Raw genomic sequence first — 21,196 nt, 5'->3', positions numbered from 1 at the left:
GTCATTTGCCCTCGCTGCGCGCAAGGATGGGACGGAACTCTTCGGTTGCCCGTTTCATTTCCGTTGCAGGATCAGCACCGCCGAGAAGATTGGTCAGCCCGACACCCATCACATCGCGGAACTCTGTGACCGGGACGATAACAGGCAGGCATAGCTGGCTGACCTTGGCCGATGCCGTCAACACATCAACCCATTCGGACGGCATGGTTACACCTTTGCGGACTTCGGGATCGTTGAGGATTGAATTGCGGAACGGTACACCCGAACCGGTTTGCAGCAGGCGTGCGCCCATCTCCTTGGAGATTGCCCACTGGCAATAGAGATAGGCCGCTTCCTTCTTTGATGACCCTTCCGTCACCCCGATGCCATCACCAAATGTTGGCGCAGCCTGCGTGGCTGGTCCCTTCGGCATAACACCATAGCCGACCTTGCCAACGACCCGTGATTTCTCCGGGTTTTCCAGTGGGGGTGCAAAGCCGATACCGTCAAGCCACATGGCAACCTTGCCCTGCAGGAAGTTTGATTGGCATTCGGCCCAGTTGAAACCGGTCACGCCCGGAGGCGCGGATTTCGTCATCAGCCGCTGGTAGAGCGTTGCCGCTTCGATAGCCTCAGGCGTGTCGGTCTGGAGATTACCGTCATCAATCGTGCTCTTGCCATAACCAAGCATGAGACTGGCCCAGACAGGCGTATTGGCGTTCTTCATGCCGCGCGCGACGAAGCCGTAAGTGCCCTTGCTTGTATCGGTAAGTTTCTCTGCTGCGTTTACAAGCTCGTCAAAGGATTTTGGATATTCGACGCCCTTGGCAGCAAAGAGTTCCTTGTTCCAATAGAGTATCCAGTAATCCACTGAGAAAGGAAGACCGCCGAAACGACCATTCTTGTCCTTGGCAAAAGCTAGCCCGGCTTCAGCGAAATCGCTTTCCACGAGTGAAGGTTCGGTGAGGCTTGGGTCCTTCAGAAATGGCGTCAGGTCGGCAAGCCAGCCGCCCTTTTCGAACTGCCGTTTCTGCACATGATAGCTGATATGGATGACGTCAAAGCTCGGCTTGCCGGATGTCAGTTCAATCACGGCTTTCTGGCGCTGCTGCTGTTCGGGTGTCTGCTCGGAATTGACCTTGATCCCGGTGAGTTCTTCGAATTCTTTCTGATACTTTTGCAGGATATCGCCACGCGGACTCTTGATCAGGTTCACCTCAAGCGTCGTGCCCGCATATTTCTTCCAGTCGACATTGGCGAATGCCGGTTTTAATCCGGCAAAGCTGGCAGCGCCTAGTGCTGCTGATCCGGCCAGAAATTGCCGGCGTGTCGGTTGAATCCGTTGCATGCTTATCATCCTCCCATGATTATTTCAGTGCCGTAACTCCCATTTCCGGCACTGGCGCATTCAGACTTTCAGAGCAAGGTTCCTTGCATTGTTTATGTGTTCAGCGATGGCATCCATCGCCGCCTGTGGTTCGCGTGACTCGATGGCTGCTATTACCGCCAGATGCTCACGCATCACCGGAATGACCCGGCCTGTAATGCGAAACCGCTCCTGGTTGATCAGCCGCATCTTGATGGCATTGATCCGATAGGCTTTCGAAATGATCCCGTTACCAAGGGAATCAATGATCGTATCGTGCAGTGACCAGTCAATTGCCTGTGCGTGCAGCTCAAGTTCCGGTGTTTCACCATCCCTCAAAGCCATTTCCAATGTCTCTTCGTGTTCGCGCCGCAGCTTTGCCAACAGATCATCAGATGCGGAAACGCAAAACAGCGCTATCGCCTCCTTTTCCATAAACACGCGAAACTGGAACGCCTCGCGGATCAGGTTGATATCTATATGTGCAATCTGTATCCCGCGCTGCGGAACCGTCTTCACCAACCCTTCGGCTTCAAGCCTCGGGACAACTTCGCGGATCGCGCCGAGAGGCATACCGGTCATGGCCACGAGCTGGCGCTGCGATACGAACTGTCCCGGATGAAAATCACGGGCCAGAAGATGCTCTGTGAAACTGGCATAGGCTTTTTCACGCAGTCTTACCGGCTCGCCACTATCATCCATGCCTGTTCCTCCTCAGGACGCCTTTACGATTCCCCGTCAGGCCGCTGCCGCTACGAACAAACGATCAAAGATCGTCGTCAGATGCTTGAAATCACCCTCTGGCAAAGCTTCCAGCGGGCCGCGTGTGCGCCGCCAACCGTCTTCACCACGATGATGCGCAACCATCGCCTTGACCGCAGGAATCACCGGATACTTCACCAGTTCGTTGACAGCTGCAACCACCTCTTCATCGTCACGCCCTTCATCAATCATGCGCAGAAGACGTTCGGGATAAAGATTGGCCAGCCCTGAAATCGCGCCCTGCCCGCCAAGCCGCACGCCGCCTGCAAGGCTTCGCTCGTCACCAATCAGAATGGCAAGATCATTGTGCCGCGCCAGCATTTTTTCCGTATAGTTCCAGTTGCCGGAGGAGTCCTTTACTCCTGCAATGGCGTTGGGGAAGGCCTCCCGCAAGCGCGTGACAAGATCAATGGAAATCTCAACCGCCGTAACAGACGGGAGATTATAAAGAATAACTCCACGCACATCTGGTCCGACTGCCCTGAATGTTGCCGAATGCCAGTCAAACAATCCGTCATCACTGACATTCTTGAAGTAGGATGGCGGCGCAAGAAGAATGCCCCTGCATCCCGCATCAAGTGCAAACCGCGCCTGCTCAGCAGCATCGACGTGGGAATTTGCCATGATGCCGACAACGATTTGCGATGGTTCAATTCCTGCCGCAATGAATTCCTTGATGACCGCCTGACGCTCCAGAGCACCGATAGACGAGCCCTCACCCGTTGTTCCAAACAACGTCACACTGCTGCAACCACGCTGCAAACAGGACTTTGCATGATCGATCGCGGCACGCAGATCAATTGCCAATGCTGCATCAAACGGCATCGTCAACGCCGCAGAAAGTCCAAACCGTTCAACCCGAGACAATGATTTTCCTCCCACTCTCTCAATAAATAAAGACTACTAACATGTTAGTTATGAGTCAATAAGTTGTCACGCACTTTTTTATCATTGTGAATACAGATGTTGCTAACCTAGGAGAAACTGTTCAACTTCATTTCGCGTTGGCGCACCGGCGCGTCCACCAAACCGTGCGCACTTGATTGCGGCGGCAGCGCTGGCAAACTGCATGATCTCTTCCATGGGCCGCCCTTCGGCCAAACCAAGCGCAAAGGCTCCATGAAAGACATCCCCAGCCGCAAGCGTGTCCACGACATCTACTGGAAAAGCAGGCATATGGTTCACGATGCCCGCTTCACCTTCCGACCAGAAGCAGCCCTTATTCCCACCGGTTACAGCGACAAAACCGCGATAGCGTACCGCCAAAGCAATCACTGCATGCTCGATATCCGTTTCACCCGTGACGATTTCCGCCGCCGGTTCCGAGGCGACAATGTGCGAGGCTAAAGGCAACAGCCGTTCAAGTGTCTCAAGCGGCGCAACGTCCGCATCGAGGACGCCGGGAACGCCTGCCTCCCGCGCCGCCTTGAGCGCAGGTGCTGCGGCCAGCGGCCAGCGGACATCCGTCATCACCACATCGAATGCGCCGCTTTCAATAGGCGGGATTTGCTCCGGCGCGCTCAAAAGAGTCTTGTCATAAAACGGCACAATCATGCGCTCGCCCACTCTGTCGACGAAAATCGACGAGAAGGCCGAACGTGCTCCCTCGATGCGCCGGACGAACGAGCAGTTGACACCTTCATCTGTCAACTCGGCAACCACGCGATCACCGATATGGTCTAACCCGGCTGAGGCCCAAAGAAATGCTGCACCACCGAGTCTCGCAATGCTGGCCGCCTGACTTGATGCCATTCCAGCCGCAATCTCCACAGCCTCCTGCGGGATGAATTTACCGGGACCGGGCGGCAACATATCCAACCGAAAGATCGTGTCCATCGTCAGCGCACCAACACACAGAATCCTTGGCTTCGTATTTGCCTGCATAGTCATATTACCCATTTTGGCTGAATCAGCAGAGATGTGCAGCGATAAGGAAACGTTTCATCTGATCCGTCAAGCCAAGGGCAGACCTTCGAATTTTCCGTGGAACGCTTTGTGCGTGGCAGGATCAAATGATTGCCGATTGGCACTGGCAGCCCTATGGTCACCCTCCGATTATGATTGATGAGACCAGTATGACTGCCACAACTGCCCGTATTGCGCGTATCATTGCCACCGAGATCAACGCCAGACCTGAACAGGCCAATGCTGCCATTGATCTACTGGATGGCGGCGCGACAGTTCCGTTCATTGCCCGTTACCGCAAGGAGGTAACCGGGGGGCTTGATGATACACAGTTGCGACTGTTGGATGAGAGGCTGGTGTATTTGCGCGAACTCGATGCGCGCCGCGATACGATCATCGAGTCGATCCGCAGTCAGGGTAAACTGACCGATGAGTTGGAAAATAAAATCCTGTCATCAGTCACCAAAGCTGAACTTGAAGACATCTATCTACCCTACAAACCCAAGCGGCGAACACGGGCTGAAATTGCCCGCGAGCGCGGGTTGGGTCCACTCGCCGAAACAATTCTATCTGACCGCCGCACTGTTCCATCCGAACTTGCTCAGACCTTTCTGACGGCAGATGTACCTGACGTAAAAACGGCTCTCGACGGCGCTCGCGATATTCTGGTCGAGACTTTCTCGGAAAATGCCGATCTTGTCGGCTGTCTGCGCAACCATATGAAGGATAAGGCCGTTCTACGGGCCAAGGTTGCCGATGGCAAACAGGAAGCGGGCGCGAAATTTTCTGACTATTTCAACCATTTCGAGCGCTGGGCAACGATCCCCAGCCATCGCGCACTCGCCATGCTGCGCGGGCGCAATGAAGATGTGCTGTCGCTCGACATTGAGGTTGATGCTGACGACACGTCGCCCGTCAAACCTGTTGAGCGTATGGTCGCCAGCGCCTACTCAATCTCTTCGAACGGGACAGCCGCCGATCGCTGGTTGATGGAGGTTGTCCGCTGGGCCTGGCGTGCGCGACTGTCTCTCAACCTGTCCATCGATCTGATGACGCAGATGCGCGAAAAAGCCGAAGAAGAGGCCATTCACGTTTTTGCCCGCAACCTGAAGGATTTGCTTTTGGCAGCACCGGCGGGATCGCGTGCAACGATGGGACTTGATCCGGGCATTCGTACCGGCGTCAAAGTCGCCATTGTCGATGGCACAGGCAAGGTACTCGACACCACAACAGTCTATCCTTTTCCACCGCGCAATGATGTCCGCGGGACGCAAGCCGAACTGGCCCGCCTGATTGTTAAACACAAAATTGAGCTGATCGCGATCGGCAACGGGACTGGCAGTCGCGAGACCGAGCGCCTCGTTGCAGATATGCTTGGCGATATGCCGTCGCCGAAGCCGTTGAAGGTGATCGTTAGCGAAGCCGGTGCGTCGGTTTACTCAGCATCTGCAACAGCAGCGGCGGAATTCCCCGATCTCGATGTTTCGCTTAGAGGCGCTGTTTCCATTGCCCGGCGCCTGCAGGACCCGCTGGCAGAACTCGTCAAGATCGAGCCAAAATCCATCGGCGTCGGCCAGTACCAGCATGATGTTGACCAGTATCGCTTGGCCCGCTCGCTCGACGGCGTTGTCGAAGATGCTGTGAATGCGGTGGGCGTTGACCTCAACACCGCATCGGCACCGCTGCTCGCTCGCATTTCAGGCCTGGGCAGCTCGCTGGCGGAAGCGGTGATCGCTTACCGCAATGAGGTTGGTCCGTTCAAAACCCGGCGCGATCTTCTGAAAGTCGCACGGCTAGGACCGCGTGCCTTCGAGCAATGCGCAGGATTCCTGCGCATTGCTGACGGCACAGAGCCGCTGGACGCATCCGCCGTCCATCCGGAAGCTTATGGCGTCGCCAAGAAAATCGTCAGCGCCTGTGGCCGCGATGTACGCTCGCTGATGAATGATGGCTCTGCTTTGAAGGCGCTCGACCCGCGTCTTTTCGTTGATGAGCGTTTTGGTCTGCCTACGGTTCGCGATATCATTGCCGAGCTTGAAAAACCCGGCCGCGATCCTCGCCCACAATTCAAGACGGCTGCCTTTGCCGACGGCATCGACAATATCAAGGACCTGAAACCGGGAATGATGCTTGAAGGAACTGTCACCAACGTGGCGGCCTTCGGCGCCTTTGTCGATATCGGCGTCCATCAGGACGGTCTGGTCCATCTCTCGCAGCTGGCAGATCGTTTCGTCAAGGACGCGCACGAAGTCGTCAAGGCGGGGGATGTGGTGAAGGTTCGAGTCGTTGATATAGACGTAAAACGCAACCGCATCAGCCTGACCATGCGCAAGGATGGTGGCGCACCTGTGCCAAAAGAGCAAAAGGCTGACAATAACAGCTACAGACCAAAGCCAGCCGCACCGAACAAGCCGCAGACTTCATCACCGCAGGGCGCTTTTGGCGCTGCACTCGCGGATGCCTTGCGCAAGAAGTAACGGTTTTAATGCATATCCAGCGGCGTCTTGTGAGCAGCAATATCGTGCGGCAAAATTGTTTGCCGCTCGATCATGCGGTGAACGTGGATTTCGCCACCGCGATGTAGCTCGCGAATGCGGTCACCAATCGCCGCATCGGCCTGTGTTCGCCGTTGATTATGGCGAACATATTCAATCCAAGTGGGCGTGTGATAACTTTCCGTCCAGATTTCCGGCTTTTCCAGATCGCGCATCAGCGCCCACTGCCCTGCTCCATCGCGAATCCGCACACGGCGACGGTCTGACATCAATGCGAGGAATTCGGGAATGTCTTCTTCGGCAATCACATAATCGATCATGATAACAATCGGACCGCTGCGTGGCTTCAGATCAAGTGCCAGAAGCGGCTCGCTGAACCGGTTGAGCGGATCAAGATTGAGCGATTTGAATTCGGGCAGGGCATAGCGAAGTCCAATCACAGCCCCCACAAGCATCAAGGCACCCGATGCGATCAGCGCCTTGTCCGCCCCATATTGCTCCGCTGCCGCACCCCAGACCCAGCTTCCTGCGGCGATGCCTGCAAATGTCGTCGTCTGATAGAGCGACAAGGCGCGTCCGACAACCCAGCGCGGCGTCGACAGTTGTACCGTTACATTGAACAGGGAAAGGGCGAGCACCCAGCACGCCCCGGCCAGCAACAAAGCAATATTGGTTGGCCAGACAGACGTGCTTATCGCTGTAATGACCGCACTCACGGCAAATCCTGCAAATGCAACACGCACAATAGCTTCGCTTGAGAGAGACTCACGCAAGCGTGCGCTAAGCAAAGCGCCGCCAATAGCTCCAATACCGAATGAACCGAGCATGACGCCATATGTCAGAGGCCCGCCATGAACGAGATCACGCGCGACAAGCGGCAACAGTGCCAGAATGGCGCTTGCCGAAAGACCAAACACAAAACCACGAATCACCACTTTGCCTATATTGGGTGACATCGCCACATAACGCAGGCCCGCCGATATGGCTCGCCCCAACGATTCGCGCGGCAAGGGGCTGGGGTCAATTTTCGGCTGCCACCGCATCAATGCGTAGATAACTGCAAAATAGCTGACCGCATTCACCGCAAAGGTTGCAGCTGCACCGGCTATGGCAACGATAAGACCGCCGATGGCCGGACCGACGCTGCGCGTAATGTTGAACCCCATACTGTTCAGCGCCACGGCATTGGGAAGGTCTTCGCGGGGGACCATATCCCCCACGGAGGCTTGCCAGGACGGGTTGTTCAATGCTGTTCCGCAGCCCAGAAGAAATGTGAAGGCCAGCAGAAGCCACGGCGTTATAAGGCCGAGATAGGCAAATACCGTCAACAGCGCTGACACAATCAGCATGAACCATTGCGCCACGAGCATCACTTTACGCCGGTCAAAATTGTCGGCAAGCGCTCCTGATACAAGCGAAAAAATCATGATGGGCAGCGCCGTGGAAGCCTGAACAAGGGCCACCATATTCACCGAATCGGTAATCGACGTCATCATCCAGGCAGCACCGACCGCCTGAATCAGCGAGCCAAAATTGGAGACCAGACTCGCGATCCAGATGGTGCGGAATATGTCGTGCCTAAACGGGGCCAGTGGTGATGATCGATCCGCCACCGCGTCTACTTTCTCTTTGGCGTGAAGTGCAAATCACTGCTCTAAACATTTATAGGCCTGGCAGACCGGATTGCCAGCGGTCAAATAGCTTTGAAACGCATTTTCGATAGCCTGATAACAAAATCCGGCAATGATCCGTCATTTGCGCGCATTCAAATGATCGCTGGAAGATAAAATGGGGTGCGGTGCAAAAACCGTCCGAACAGGGGTTTTCTTCCTGAATGAATTGGACTATATGACCCCCCACCGGCTTAATCAGCCACCGCATTTCAAAGCGGTTGTTGGGGAATAGGTTAACGGTAGACCCACGGACTCTGACTCCGTTAGTCCTGGTTCGAATCCAGGTTCCCCAGCCATTTTTTCACATCAGTAAACCACCTCATTTAACACCGCCGCGTCGATCGTTATTGACTTTCGACATTGCGCGGCTGACACCTTACGACAGCATTTCGTAGCATCAGCTTCAATGGTTGTGACATTGCAATGAGCAGTCTGAAATTCGGAACAAGCGGCCTGCGTGGTCTGGTGACAGAACTACCCGACGGTGTCTGCAAAGCCTATACTCTCGCGTTCCTCACACATATGCAGAAGGTGACCGGTGTTACATCGGACAGCACTTTGCTCCTCGGTTACGATCTGCGTTCAAGCAGTCCGCGCATAGCCGCAGCTTGTATTTCTGCAGCGCAAGCTTTCGGCATGAAGGTGGAAAATTGTGGTCCTTTGCCAACACCGGCGCTGGCATTGAGGGCCCTTACCTTGAAGGCCCCGGCAATTATGGTCACAGGCAGCCATATTCCTGCAGATCGAAATGGCTTGAAATTCTATCGCCCGGATGGCGAAATCGACAAGATTGACGAAGCCGGTATTCTGGCGGTTCTTGATCTCGCCATGGAACATCCGATCACGCCGGATGAACCGACCACGATCATGCCAGATGCCTTGCAAAATTATATCAATCGAAGCATTGCCGTGCTCAAGCCAAGGGCGCTGGCCGGAAAGAGGATCGGCGTTTATCAGCATAGCTCAGTTGCAGGCGATTTGATCGTCACCATTCTGCAAAACTTGGGAGCTGACGCTATTGCGCTTGGTCACTCCGACATATTCGTGCCTGTTGATACCGAAGCTCTTCGTCCCGAGGATGTCGCCTTCGCTGAAGATGCGTGTAAAAAGTACAAGCTTGATGCGCTGGTTTCGACTGATGGCGATGCCGATCGGCCGCTTGTCGCTGATGAGAATGGCGTTTTCATCCGCGGTGACAGTGTTGGCCTGTTGACCGCACATTTTCTCAACGCAGATGCCGTCGTTACACCGGTAACCTCGAATACTGCCATTGAACTGAGCAATCTCTTTACAAAAGTCTATCGGACGCGCGTCGGATCACCCTATGTGATCGAGGGCATGGAACAGGCCCGGGCGGACGGATTGAAGCGAATTGTTGGCTTTGAAGCCAATGGCGGAGTTCTGTTGGGCTCTCCTGTGACTACTGAAGGGGGAACATTGGATGCATTACCAACGCGCGACGCGATGCTTCCCATCCTGAGTGTTCTCGGGATGGCGGCCAGCAAAGACGTTCCAATATCCGCGCTGCTACACGACCTGCCGTCCCGCTTTACCCGCAGTGGTCGTCTGGAACATATCTCATCAACGGCCAGCGATCCGTTTCTGCAAGGCTTGCTTGATAGTGCGCGACGCGATGCCTTCTTCGCGCAGGTTGGCACGATTAGGGCAAGTGACGCGATTGACGGCGTGCGCGTGGTGCTCTCGACCGGCGAAGTGGTCCACTATCGTGCGTCTGGCAATGCACCGGAACTGCGCTGTTACGCAGAGGCATCCAACGACAGCCGCGCCGAAGAACTGCTTCGATGGGGATTAAAGCAAGCTCAAGAAGCCTTGAGCTTGCCTTCGTGATCTCTGCGTAAGGCATTAGCTCAATTGCAGGAGTCTTTTGACCGTTGACTTGGTCGACTGTTCCCAAGCGGGCGCTTTCCAGTCTTCGCATCCTGTTACAACAACTCTCATGCTGTTCCTTTTTTCAAGGATACCGCACCAAGCCGCTCCCCTGCATAAGTTCCACTACGGATCGGCTCCCACCACCACTTGTTGTCGAGATACCATTGCACGGTCCGCTCCAGACCGGTGTCGAATGTCTCTGCTGGTTTCCAGCCGAGTTCCCGTTCAATCTTGGAAGCGTCGATGGCATAACGGCGATCATGGCCGGGTCGATCGGTAACGAAGGTGATGAGATCCCGGTAGCGTGCGCCGCCTTTGCGCGGACGCTTGCTGTCTAGAATATCGCATATGGTTTCGACAACGCTGAGATTGGTGCGTTCAGCACGGCCGCCAATATTATAGCTTTCGCCCGGCTTACCCTTGGTTACAACCAATTCCAATGCCCGCGCGTGATCCTCAACGAAAAGCCAGTCGCGAACATTTGCACCGGCCCCATAGACCGGCAACGGCTTCTCATCCAAAGCGTTGAGAATAACCAGCGGGATCAGCTTTTCGGGAAAATGGAATGGACCATAATTGTTCGAGCAATTCGATAGAACCACCGGCAAACCATACGTCTCATGCCATGCACGAACCAAATGATCCGAGGCAGCTTTTGAGGCTGAGTAAGGGGATGAGGGAGCGTAGGGCGTCTCTTCTGTGAAGATACCGCTGTCGAAAGGCAGATCGCCAAACACTTCATCCGTCGAAATATGATGGAAGCGGAAATTGGATTTTGCCGGCTCCGGCAGGTCCCGCCAATATGTCAGCGCCGCATTGAGCATGCGGAATGTTCCGACAATGTTTGTTTCAATGAAGGCTGCCGGACCGTCAATCGAGCGATCCACATGGCTCTCGGCAGCCAAGTGCATGATCGCATCAATCTTCTCATTACGAAGAATGTCCAGAATTGTGGTGTCATCACAAATGTCAGCCTCGACGAAGCTGTAATTCGGATAATTCTCGATCTGTCGAAGCGAAGCGAGATTGCCCGCGTAAGTAAGCTTGTCGAGGTTAAAGACTTGGTTTTGGGGATTTGCCGCAAGCTGACGGCAAACCGCCGACCCGATAAAACCCGCACCACCCGTAACTAGGATTTTCATGAAAAGAACTCTCTCTCAGGGGAAAACTTCGGTGCCGTCAAGCAAAGGTGCTTTCCGGTCCTTGTCAGAAAGCTGGAGCGTTGAAGCGTCCAGTGGCCACTCAATCCCTATGGAGGGGTCATCGAAGCGAATACCGCGGTCATGTTGAGGTGAATAATAATCCGTAACCTTGTAAATAACCTCGGTATTTTCCTCCAAAGTTACAAAGCCATGGGCGAAACCTTTTGGGACAAGAATCTGGTTCCACTTTGCAGCCGACACCTCAAGCGAAACCCACTTCCTGAAAGTCGGAGAACTCTGGCGAATATCAACCACCACATCAAGAATAGAGCCCTTGACGACACGAACCAATTTATCCTGAGCACGCGGCGGCAACTGATAATGCAACCCGCGCAAAACACCTTTGGCAGCCGAAAACGAATGATTGTCCTGTACAAACTGCAGCGTAATCCCCGCCGCGGCAAAACTATCGGCATTGTAGGTTTCGGAGAAAAAGCCCCGGTCATCACCAAATTTGGGCGGCAATATCTCAAGCACGCCTTCAAGGGCGAGCGGTCTGACTTCAATCATTCTTTCCCAATCTCCTCAGCACGCCGCCGCAAATAGGCTGCGTATTCCGTCTTTCCCATTTTTGCTGCCCGTTCGAGCACCTGATCGGAGTTCAACCAGCCCCATTCCAGACCAATCTCTTCCGGGCATGCGATCTTGATGCCTTGCCGGTGTTCGATTGTCCGAACAAACGATGAAGCCTCATGCAAACTGTCGTGCGTACCAGTATCAAGCCAGGCATAGCCACGTCCGAGCTGCTGGACCTGCAGATCCCCGCGCTCAAGATAGACATTGTTGACGCTGGTAATCTCCAATTCGCCACGGGACGACGGTTCAATTGACGCCGCAATGTCGACAACATCATTGCTGTAAAAATAAAGCCCGGTCACAGCCCAGTTGGATTTGGGTTTCGCCGGCTTTTCCTCAATGGATATTGCCTGACCCGTGATTTTATCAAATTCAACAACGCCATAACGTTGCGGATCATCAACGTGATAGGCAAAGACTGTCCCGCCGGTTGTAATCGATGAAGCAAGCTGACACAATTTGGAAAGGCCATCGCCAAAATAGATGTTATCGCCCAGAATCATGGCGACACTGTCTTGGCCGATAAATTCGCGCCCTATGATAAACGCTTCAGCCAAGCCGTTTGGCTGGGGCTGTTCAGCATAGGAAAAGTTGACGCCGAAATCCGAACCATCTCCAAGCAGTTTCTGAAAAAGCGGTAGATCATGCGGTGTTGAGATGATCAGAATATCACGGATTCCCGCGAGCATGAGAACACTCAGCGGGTAATAGATCATGGGTTTGTCATAGATGGGGAGAATTTGCTTCGACACTGCGATCGTCAATGGGTAAAGACGTGTACCGCTTCCGCCAGCTAGTATAATTCCCTTCATTCGATCACTTCCTTATGTCAATGCTAAAAGTCGAGTCGTGATATGACGCCTTCAATAGCCGCCGGTAATTTCATCTAAAAATGGCGAAATGCGGTTCGCCTATCATTGTGGCAGACATTTGGCGAGAACAGAACCACGAGTCAACCGAGACAAAATGGAAAAATGGCAAGAATAAATGTCTATTCTCCAACAAGTTGATGATTTTACGACATAATTATCGTCGATAACTATATACGCAATGCCAAGTAAAACGGATTTCTGAATGCGAACTGAGCACCAATCTGAAGTCAGCGCGATTATCGTGACTTATAATCCGGATGTTGCAGCTCTTGCGAAACTTCTGAACGCGATAGGTCCCCAAGTTGCTGAAGTCATTGTGGTGGACAATGGTTCGAAAGCGGATTTAAATCAGTGGCTTGCAAATCAGGCCATCGAGGCAAAGCTCGTGTCTCTCGGCACGAATTGCGGTATCGCAAAAGCACAAAATGTCGGCATCAATCAGGCCCGGACAAGGGGTTCAAACTTCATTCTTTTGCTTGATCAGGACAGTGTGCCAGCCCCAAATATGGTGGCCACCTTGCTATCGGCAGCGAAGGCCCAGATCGCTGGAGGTATCAAGCTTGGCTGCGTTGGTCCGCGGTATGAGGATTCGCGCCAGAACAATCCTCCCCCTTTTATAAAAATAGAAGGGCTTCGCCTTCAGCGCCAAACCTGTGCTTCGGCAGATTCAGTTGTGGACGTGGATTATCTCATTGCTTCGGGGTGTCTCATTCCCATGACAACCATTGACGATGTTGGTGATATGAAAGAAGAACTGTTCATCGACTATGTGGATATCGAGTGGGGTTTGCGCGCGCAGCAGAAGGGCTACCGTTCTTTTGGCGTTTGTGCCGCGCAAATGCAGCACGATCTCGGTGACAATCCCGTCAAATTCCGTGGACGGTATATTCCTGTTCACAGCCCATTAAGGCACTATTATCATTTCCGGAACGCTGTCTGGCTTTATCGGCAATCATGGCTACGGACCAACTGGAAAGTTGTCGATGCGGCACGTCTCGCACGAAAATTCGTTTTCTACAGCCTTTTTACCGCACCTCGGCGCGAGCATGCCTGGATGATGACAATCGGCATATTTCACGGCCTTATCGGGCGTATGGGAAAGAAGGCCGATAATGGTTGAACACAATGTCCTCGTCACAAATCCAGATCATGAGATCACGATCAGCGTCGTGATTTTCAAACCAGATCGCGTCGTGCTCGGCAATACACTCAAAAGCCTGCAAAGGGCACTTCAGGAGACAACTCCGCTTCGCGCCAAGCTCTACATCATCGACAACACGCCAGATGTTTCGGACCACAATTGGCTGAGAGAACTGTTGCCCGACCTGCCACTTGAGATCATCGCGGGGCACGGCAATATCGGTTTTGGTGCAGCCAACAATATGATTCTGGACAAAGCGGGTGAATTCCATCTTGTTTTGAACCCTGACGTGGAAATGCAGCCGGATGCCCTGAAACAGGCGCTGGCATTCATGACAGAAAACCCAGCCGGTGGCCTGATCACACCAAAGGCGTTTAATCCAGACGGAAGCACGCAATATCTTTGCAAACGATATCCCGCAATCTTCGACCTGCTTGTTCGCGGTTTTGCTCCAAACGGTATCAAAAAGCTGTTTCGCAAGCGGTTGCAGCGGTACGAGATGCGGGATCAGATTGCAGATACGCCATTCTGGGACCCTCCCATTGTCAGCGGATGTTTTATGTTCTTTCGCGGCGATATTTACAAACAGTTGGGCGGTTTTGATCCGCGCTATCTGCTCTATTTCGAAGATTTCGACATCTCACTGCGTACCGGCAAAATAACACGCATTGCCTATGTCCCGGCAGTCAAAATCGTCCACGAAGGTGGTCATGCCGCCAGCAAAGGCCTCTGGCACATCAGGCAGTTTGCCCGCTCGGCGTTCATATTCTACACGACCTATCCACTGAAGCTTTTCTAATCCGTGGTCTAGTCGCCGCAAAGACCTTTATTTGTCGCGGCCATCAATCTGCCGATTGATTGCCAAAGCAATCAACGTACATGCAGCACCCGACAGGAGATAGGCACCGCTCGCAATCAGTCCAAAGCGGCTTGACAACAGCAAAGCAACAAGCGGGGCAAACCCGGCGCCAAACAACCAGGCAAGATCAGTTGTCAGCGCGGACCCGGTATAGCGGTACCTTCTTGAAAAATTCGACGCAACCGAGCCGGATGACTGGCCGAAGGACAGGCCGAGAAGCAGGAAGCCAAAAACCATGAAGATGATTTCACCGACATCACCACCATCAAGAAGTTGAGGCGCAAAGCCGCTGAAAACAGCAATGGCAATGGCCGTGGCTATAAGCAATCGGCTCCGCCCGACGCGATCGGCAATATTTCCAGAAGCGAAAATCGCCAGAACACCCACTGCCGCACCAATCGTCTCAATCATGAGGAAGCGTGCGGGGCCCTGATCCGTGAAAAGAAATACCCATGAGAGAGGAAACACTGTAACCATATGAAACAGGGCGAAGCTCGCCAAAGGAGCAAATGCGCCGATAACAACGTGACGCCCTTCTGCCTGCAACGTATCGCTAACAGTGGTTGGCTGTAGTTCCCGGCGTTCGAAAAGTTCAGCGTATTGCTCTGTAACAACCATGCGCAGGCGGGCAAAAAGCGCCACCACATTGATCGCAAAGGCAACAAAGAAAGGATAGCGCCAACCCCATTCCAGGAAATCCTGTGCGGACAGGTGAGCAACGAAGAACGCAAAGAGGCTGGCTGCAACCATCAATCCGAGCGGGGCACCAAGCTGCGGGATCATGGCATACCAGCCACGGCGGCGTTCTGGTGCGTTCAAGGCTAACAGTGAGGCAAGCCCATCCCATTCACCGCCCAGCGCCAACCCCTGACCAAGCCGGAAAAGCGCAAGAAGCAATGCCGATACCCAGCCCACTTGCTCATAGCCGGGCAAGAAAGCAATCGCCACCGTCGAACTGCCGAGCAGGAACAGAGTGATGGTGAGCTTAACTCCACGGCCATAGGTGCGGTCGATGGCCATGAAAATCACAGTACCAAGCGGACGCGCAATGAAGGCCAGTGCAAAAATGGCGAAAGAATAGAGCGTGCCGGTCAGCGGATCGACATACGGGAAAACCAGTTTGGGGAAAACCAAAACGGACGCGATGGCATAAACGAAAAAGTCGAAAAACTCTGACGTACGGCCAATAATAACACCAATGGCGATTTCGCCCACGTTGACGTCGTCGTGACTGCCATGCAGGCCTTTCACGTCACGTCCGTGTGTCGATGAGGGCACCCCTATTTCCGCGCTCATATCTGGTTGCGCTCCTCAATCCTGAATTGGCAGCTGCTTTCTTCAAGCCGCTCTCACGGCTATGCTAGCATCTCCTTTATCATTGTGACACATTACGGAAGGATTGGGCAAATTGTCCAATGTCACTTTGAATGGGGTGCCGCTACGGATGGCGTAAATTACCGCTGCTATCATGTCAGGAACGACCTTGAAACGTTTTCTTGCCGTCGCCATACTTCCGTTTCTTACCATGCTGACCGCATGCAATGCCGTCGTCATGAGTCCGTCTGGCGACGTCGCCGCACAGCAGCGGGACCTCATTGTCATCTCGACCATTCTGATGCTGATCATCATCGTGCCTGTCATGCTGCTGACGGTGTTTTTTGCATGGCGCTATCGTCAATCGAATACGGAAGCCCGGTATGAGCCCGACTGGGATCACTCGACGCAGCTTGAGTTGATCATTTGGGCGGCCCCCCTGCTCATTATCATCTGCCTTGGGGCATTGACATGGATGGGCACACATCTGCTCGATCCCTATCGCCCGCTCGATCGTATCGCTCCCGGCAAGCTGGTCGACAAACAGATTAAACCCCTGCAGGTGGAGGTTGTCGCGCTCGATTGGAAATGGTTGTTCATCTATCCGGAATATGGCGTGGCAACCGTCAACGAGCTGGCCGCGCCGGTGGACAGACCGATCAATTTCCGCCTGACATCATCAGCGGTCATGAATTCATTCTATATTCCCGCCCTCGCCGGTCAGATCTACACCATGCCTGGCATGGCGACGAAGCTTAGCGCTGTGATCAACCATCCCGGTACGTTTGAAGGCTTTTCCGCAAACTATAGCGGTGCCGGGTTCTCAGGCATGAAGTTTGCCTTCCTCGGCTTGTCCGACGCTGATTTTGACAAATGGATGGCCGATGTGAAGGCGCAAAGCGGTTCGCTGGATCGCAATGCCTATCTCGAACTTGAACGTCCCAGCGAAAATGACCCCGTGCGCCGTTACGGTAGCGTCGATGCACAGCTGTTTACCGCCGTGCTCAACCGCTGCGTCGAACTCGGCAAGATGTGCATGGATGAGATGAGTTCCATCGACGCCAAGGGCGGCCTTGGTCTTGCGGGCATCAACAATGTCCATCCACTTGAATATGATAAATACACGCGGCGCGGTGCAATATTTGCTCCGCCAGCGACCTATGTCGCGCGTATATGCACCACTGAAGAAGAGGCGAGAATGCGTGTGAGCCAGCCGCTTCTGTCACCCCGTGACATTTCTCCTGTCCTTGGCGCGGGTCTGCCGCGCCCGGTATCAGCCCCATTGTTCGGCGCACCGCGCCGCCCGTCGAATTCCTGAACGGATTGAGTCCGATATGTTTGATAATCCCGCTCTTCTCAAAGCAGTCTTCGGCCGCCTGACGCTGGAATCCTTCCCTTATCACGAACCGATTCTTGTCGGCACCTTCGCAATGGTGGCCCTTGGCGGCCTGGCGCTGGTGGGAATACTGACCTATTACCGTGTCTGGGGTTATCTCTGGCGCGAATGGTTCACCAGCATCGACCACAAGCGCATTGGTATCATGTACATGATCCTGGGCATTGTGATGTTGCTGCGCGGCTTTGCCGATGCCATCATGATGCGCCTGCAGCAGGCCATGGCCTTCGGTGGATCAGACGGTTACCTCCCGGCTCATCACTATGATCAGGTGTTCACCGCTCACGGTGTGATCATGATCTTCTTCGTTGCCATGCCGCTCGTCACGGGCCTGATGAACTTTGTCGTTCCGCTGCAAATCGGTGCGCGCGACGTGTCCTTCCCGTTTCTGAACAATTTCAGCTTCTGGATGACGACAGCAGGCGCCATACTGGTGATGATGTCCCTGTTCGTCGGCGAGTTTGCCAAGACCGGCTGGCTCGCCTATCCGCCGCTTTCCAACATCGGCTACAGTCCTGATGTCGGGGTGGATTACTATATATGGGCGCTGCAAATAGCCGGTATCGGCACATTGCTATCCGGCGTCAACCTTGTGGCAACAATCGTCAAGATGCGCGCGCCCGGCATGACGATGATGAAGCTGCCGGTCTTCACCTGGACGGCCCTATGCACCAACGTTCTGATCGTGGCCGCCTTCCCCGTGCTGACAGCCGTTCTCGCTCTGCTCAGCCTTGACCGCTATGTCGGCACGAACTTCTTCACCAATGATTTTGGTGGCAACCCGATGATGTATGTGAACCTCATCTGGATCTGGGGTCATCCGGAAGTTTACATTCTCATCCTGCCGGCTTTCGGCATCTTTTCCGAAGTCACGTCTACATTCTCCGGCAAGCGCCTGTTTGGTTACACATCAATGGTCTATGCGACCGTCGTTATCACCATTCTCGCCTATCTCGTCTGGCTGCACCACTTCTTCACCATGGGATCAGGTGCGAGCGTGAATTCTTTCTTCGGCATCACGACGATGATCATTTCGATCCCCACAGGTGCCAAGATATTCAACTGGCTCTTCACCATGTATCGCGGCCGCATCCGCTTCGAACTGCCGATGATGTGGACGATTGCCTTCATGTTGACCTTCGTTATTGGCGGCATGACCGGTGTGTTGCTTGCCGTACCACCGGCGGATTTCGTCCTGCACAATAGTCTGTTCCTCGTGGCACATTTCCATAACGTCATCATCGGTGGCGTGCTGTTTGGCCTCTTTGCCGGTATCAGCTACTGGTTCCCGAAGGCATTTGGTTTCAAGCTTGATCCGTTCTGGGGCAAGATGTCGTTCTGGTTCTGGGTCATCGGCTTCTACTTCGCCTTTATGCCGCTCTACGTATTGGGCCTGATGGGCGTAACAAGACGCCTGCGCGTGTTCAACGATCCGTCGCTGCAGATCTGGTTCGTCATCGCCGCTTTCGGTGCGGTCCTGATCGCTATCGGCATCCTGTCCTTCCTCATCCAGATTTATGTCAGCATCCGCAACCGTGAGAAGCTGGCGGACTTCACAGGCGATCCCTGGGATGGTCGGACACTCGAATGGTCCACATCATCACCACCACCCGCTTACAACTTTGCCTTCACACCGGTGGTGCATGATCTCGACGCTTGGCACGACATGAAAAGACGCGGTTACACACGTCCGCTGGAGGGTTTCAAGGCGATCCACATGCCCAAAAACACCGGCACGGGCATTATCCTTGCGGTTCTGAGCATCATCTTTGGCTTTGCCATGATCTGGTACATCTGGTGGCTCGCGGCCTTCAGTTTCGTGGCTATGCTTGCCGTGACGATCGGCCATACATTCAACTATAAGCGCGACTTCCACATTCCGGCAGATGAAGTTATTCGCACGGAAGGTGAGCGGACAGCTCTTCTCGCAGGAGCCGCACAATGAGTTCTTCCGTGGTTCACGAGAACAGTGCAACACCAACCTTCTACGTGGTTGACGAGCACGATCATCCCGAAGGCGGCAGCACGATGTTCGGCTTCTGGATTTACCTGATGAGCGATTGCCTCATCTTTGCAGTGCTGTTCGCGACCTATGGCGTGCTTGGCGGCAATTATGCAGCCGGGCCGTCACCAAAAGATCTTTTCGATCTGCCACTCGTGGCAATCAATACATCGATGCTGCTCTTTTCTTCTATCACCTACGGCTTTGCCATGTTGGCGATGGACAAAGGGCGGATTGGTGCAACGCAAGCTTGGCTTGCATTGACGGGTCTGTTTGGTCTGGCGTTCATCGGCATCGAACTTTACGAGTTCGCGCATATGATCCATGAAGGTGCCACGCCGCAGAGAAGCGCCTTCCTGTCGTCCTTCTTTACACTTGTGGGAACGCACGGGCTGCACGTCACCGTCGGCTTGGTCTGGCTGACAACCCTGATGATACAGGTCAAGCGTTATGGGCTTATCGCGGCAAACAAGCGCCGCCTGATGTGCCTCAGCATGTTCTGGCACTTCCTTGACGTCATCTGGATTGGCGTTTTCACTTTCGTTTACCTGATGGGAATGTTGCGATGACAACGGCGCACACTGATGATCACAGCCACGCGGACGATGACGGGCATGCGCCTGGCTCGCTTCGATCCTATCTGATTGGATTTGGCCTCTCGGTTATCCTGACGGCCATCCCCTTTTGGCTGGTTATGACCGGAGCACTGGACTCCAAACAGGGGACCGCACTCGCAATCATGGCGTTGGCCGTGATTCAGATCGTTGTGCATATGGTGTTCTTCCTGCACATGAACGTTCGCTCGGAAAATGGCTGGACGATGATGGCGCTGATTTTCACGCTCGTCCTCGTGGTCATCACGCTCACCGGGTCCCTATGGGTCATGTATCATCTGAACACCAACATGATGCCCGGCCACGACATGAGCCAGATTCCCTGATGGCATAGCCAATGGACGGCGATGTTGACGATAGCGGTGAGCCTGCAAGTGCCCAGCCAACATCCGTATGGCGGCTTGTTATATTCGGCTTTGTCGCTCTTTTGGGTATTGTGCTGTTATGCGGTCTTGGCGTTTGGCAGCTGGAACGGCGCGTCTGGAAACTGGATCTGATCGAGCGTGTCGGGCAACGGGTCGGAGCGCCCGTAACCTCTGCGCCGGGACCAGATACTTGGCCCGGAATAAGTGATGAGGATGCCTATCGGCATATCAGCGTGAGCGGACGCTTCCTGCAAAACCGCGATACGCTTGTCAAAGCCGTGACCGAACGCGGCAGCGGATACTGGCTTATGAGCCCGTTTCAGACAGACGATGGTTTTACCGTGCTGATAAACCGGGGTTTTGTGCCAGAAGGAGCAGCAGAAGGCTCATGGCAGGAAACCGCGGACACGGAGGTAACGGGCCTCATGCGCATGACGGAACCCAAAGGTGGTTTCCTCAGGCGGAATGATCCCTTTGCCGACAGATGGTATTCGCGCGATGTGGGTGCAATCGCAACGGCAAAGTCCCTTGGCGCCGTAGCGCCTTATTTTATTGATGCGGATGCGAATATGAGATCCCGGCAACCTCCCATCGGAGGATTGACGGTTATTCGTTTTGCCAACAATCATCTGGTTTATGCCATAACATGGTTTGTACTGGCACTTATGCTTGCCGCTGCTACGATTTACGTTGGAAGGAATGAATGGCAAATTCGCAAAACCACACGATTGAATCGGTCCTGACATATTGAGCCAAATGCTGAACCCAGAGGCGGAACGCGTGGA

18 protein-coding genes and 1 tRNA gene are annotated in these 21,196 nt (G+C 54.0%); 10 read left to right on the top strand and 9 right to left on the bottom strand.

Annotation, left to right across the window (positions count from 1 at the left end):
- Position 1: 1 nt before the first annotated feature.
- From FHW17_RS20970 to FHW17_RS20955, 4 genes are all read right to left on the bottom strand, one after another.
- The gene (locus FHW17_RS20970) at positions 2-1,327 is read right to left on the bottom strand and encodes a sugar ABC transporter substrate-binding protein (protein ID WP_182510738.1); all 1,326 of its coding nucleotides are present in this window, start codon (positions 1,325-1,327) and stop codon (positions 2-4) included.
- Between the two features lie 60 nt (positions 1,328-1,387).
- Positions 1,388-2,047, bottom strand: a complete 660-nt coding sequence (locus FHW17_RS20965) for a GntR family transcriptional regulator (RefSeq protein ID WP_182510737.1) — start codon at positions 2,045-2,047, stop codon at positions 1,388-1,390.
- Positions 2,048-2,083: 36 nt separating this feature from the next.
- The gene (locus FHW17_RS20960; protein WP_182510736.1) at positions 2,084-2,974 is read right to left on the bottom strand and encodes a dihydrodipicolinate synthase family protein; all 891 of its coding nucleotides are present in this window, start codon (positions 2,972-2,974) and stop codon (positions 2,084-2,086) included.
- Between the two features lie 102 nt (positions 2,975-3,076).
- Entirely contained in the window at positions 3,077-3,991 is a 915-nt protein-coding gene (locus FHW17_RS20955) for a sugar kinase (RefSeq protein WP_182510735.1), read from the bottom strand.
- 191 nt (positions 3,992-4,182) lie between these two features.
- Between FHW17_RS20955 and FHW17_RS20950 the strand changes: the two genes are divergently transcribed.
- Entirely contained in the window at positions 4,183-6,489 is a 2,307-nt protein-coding gene (locus FHW17_RS20950; protein ID WP_281410758.1) for a Tex family protein, read from the top strand.
- 5 nt (positions 6,490-6,494) lie between these two features.
- Here the strand turns inward: FHW17_RS20950 and FHW17_RS20945 are convergent, their stop codons facing one another.
- Positions 6,495-8,120: an MFS transporter gene (locus FHW17_RS20945; RefSeq protein WP_182510734.1), complete on the bottom strand. Its 1,626-nt coding sequence runs from the start codon at positions 8,118-8,120 to the stop codon at positions 6,495-6,497.
- A gap of 282 nt (positions 8,121-8,402) precedes the next feature.
- Here FHW17_RS20945 and FHW17_RS20940 point away from each other — a divergent pair.
- Positions 8,403-8,476 (top strand) — tRNA-Gln (locus FHW17_RS20940).
- Positions 8,477-8,597: 121 nt separating this feature from the next.
- Entirely contained in the window at positions 8,598-10,028 is a 1,431-nt protein-coding gene (locus FHW17_RS20935) for a phosphomannomutase (RefSeq protein ID WP_182510758.1), read from the top strand.
- Between the two features lie 107 nt (positions 10,029-10,135).
- Here the strand turns inward: FHW17_RS20935 and rfbB are convergent, their stop codons facing one another.
- The 3 genes from rfbB to rfbA are packed head-to-tail and all read right to left on the bottom strand — an operon-like array spanning position 10,136 to position 12,660.
- Positions 10,136-11,212 carry a dTDP-glucose 4,6-dehydratase gene (gene rfbB / locus FHW17_RS20930; protein WP_112522340.1) on the bottom strand — a complete coding sequence of 359 codons (1,077 nt, stop codon included), beginning with the start codon at positions 11,210-11,212 and terminating at the stop codon, positions 10,136-10,138.
- 15 nt (positions 11,213-11,227) lie between these two features.
- Positions 11,228-11,782: a dTDP-4-dehydrorhamnose 3,5-epimerase gene (gene rfbC / locus FHW17_RS20925; protein WP_182510733.1), complete on the bottom strand. Its 555-nt coding sequence runs from the start codon at positions 11,780-11,782 to the stop codon at positions 11,228-11,230.
- A complete protein-coding gene (gene rfbA / locus FHW17_RS20920) occupies positions 11,779-12,660 on the bottom strand; it encodes a glucose-1-phosphate thymidylyltransferase RfbA (protein WP_182510732.1) in 882 nt (293 codons plus the stop codon). The genes rfbC and rfbA overlap by 4 nt, the downstream gene beginning before the upstream one ends.
- A 262-nt stretch (positions 12,661-12,922) precedes the next feature.
- Between rfbA and FHW17_RS20915 the strand changes: the two genes are divergently transcribed.
- Both FHW17_RS20915 and FHW17_RS20910 read left to right on the top strand, forming a co-directional pair.
- Positions 12,923-13,840, top strand: coding sequence for a glycosyltransferase family 2 protein (locus FHW17_RS20915; protein WP_182510731.1), 918 nt, complete (start codon positions 12,923-12,925; stop codon positions 13,838-13,840).
- Complete coding sequence (locus FHW17_RS20910) at positions 13,833-14,660, top strand: glycosyltransferase (protein WP_182510730.1); 828 nt, start codon at positions 13,833-13,835, stop codon at positions 14,658-14,660. Before FHW17_RS20915 ends, FHW17_RS20910 begins: the two co-directional genes overlap by 8 nt.
- 27 nt (positions 14,661-14,687) lie before the next feature.
- Here the strand turns inward: FHW17_RS20910 and FHW17_RS20905 are convergent, their stop codons facing one another.
- On the bottom strand, positions 14,688-16,016 hold the full coding sequence (locus FHW17_RS20905) for an MFS transporter (RefSeq protein ID WP_112522336.1): 1,329 nt from the start codon (positions 16,014-16,016) through the stop codon (positions 14,688-14,690).
- Between the two features lie 187 nt (positions 16,017-16,203).
- Here FHW17_RS20905 and cyoA point away from each other — a divergent pair, with 187 nt between their 5' ends.
- From cyoA to FHW17_RS20880, 5 genes are read left to right on the top strand one after another with little or no spacing between them, the layout of a single operon-like run.
- Positions 16,204-17,352 (top strand): ubiquinol oxidase subunit II, encoded by a 1,149-nt coding sequence (gene cyoA, locus FHW17_RS20900; protein ID WP_281410757.1) that lies wholly within the window; start codon positions 16,204-16,206, stop codon positions 17,350-17,352.
- A 16-nt stretch (positions 17,353-17,368) separates the two neighbouring features.
- Positions 17,369-19,375 carry a cytochrome o ubiquinol oxidase subunit I gene (cyoB, locus tag FHW17_RS20895; protein ID WP_112522334.1) on the top strand — a complete coding sequence of 669 codons (2,007 nt, stop codon included), beginning with the start codon at positions 17,369-17,371 and terminating at the stop codon, positions 19,373-19,375.
- Positions 19,372-20,001: a cytochrome o ubiquinol oxidase subunit III gene (cyoC, locus tag FHW17_RS20890; RefSeq protein WP_112522333.1), complete on the top strand. Its 630-nt coding sequence runs from the start codon at positions 19,372-19,374 to the stop codon at positions 19,999-20,001. The genes cyoB and cyoC overlap by 4 nt, the downstream gene beginning before the upstream one ends.
- Positions 19,998-20,372 carry a cytochrome o ubiquinol oxidase subunit IV gene (gene cyoD, locus FHW17_RS20885; RefSeq protein WP_182510729.1) on the top strand — a complete coding sequence of 125 codons (375 nt, stop codon included), beginning with the start codon at positions 19,998-20,000 and terminating at the stop codon, positions 20,370-20,372. Before cyoC ends, cyoD begins: the two co-directional genes overlap by 4 nt.
- 11 nt (positions 20,373-20,383) lie before the next feature.
- On the top strand, positions 20,384-21,154 hold the full coding sequence (locus tag FHW17_RS20880; RefSeq protein ID WP_182510728.1) for an SURF1 family protein: 771 nt from the start codon (positions 20,384-20,386) through the stop codon (positions 21,152-21,154).
- Positions 21,155-21,196: the final 42 nt, after the last annotated feature.

The sequence above is a fragment of the Phyllobacterium sp. P30BS-XVII genome (genome assembly GCF_014138335.1).
Lineage (GTDB): Bacteria > Pseudomonadota > Alphaproteobacteria > Rhizobiales > Rhizobiaceae > Phyllobacterium > Phyllobacterium meliloti.
The sequence above is the reverse complement of the archived record's forward strand: the minus strand, read 5'-3'. Positions and strand labels throughout refer to the sequence as shown.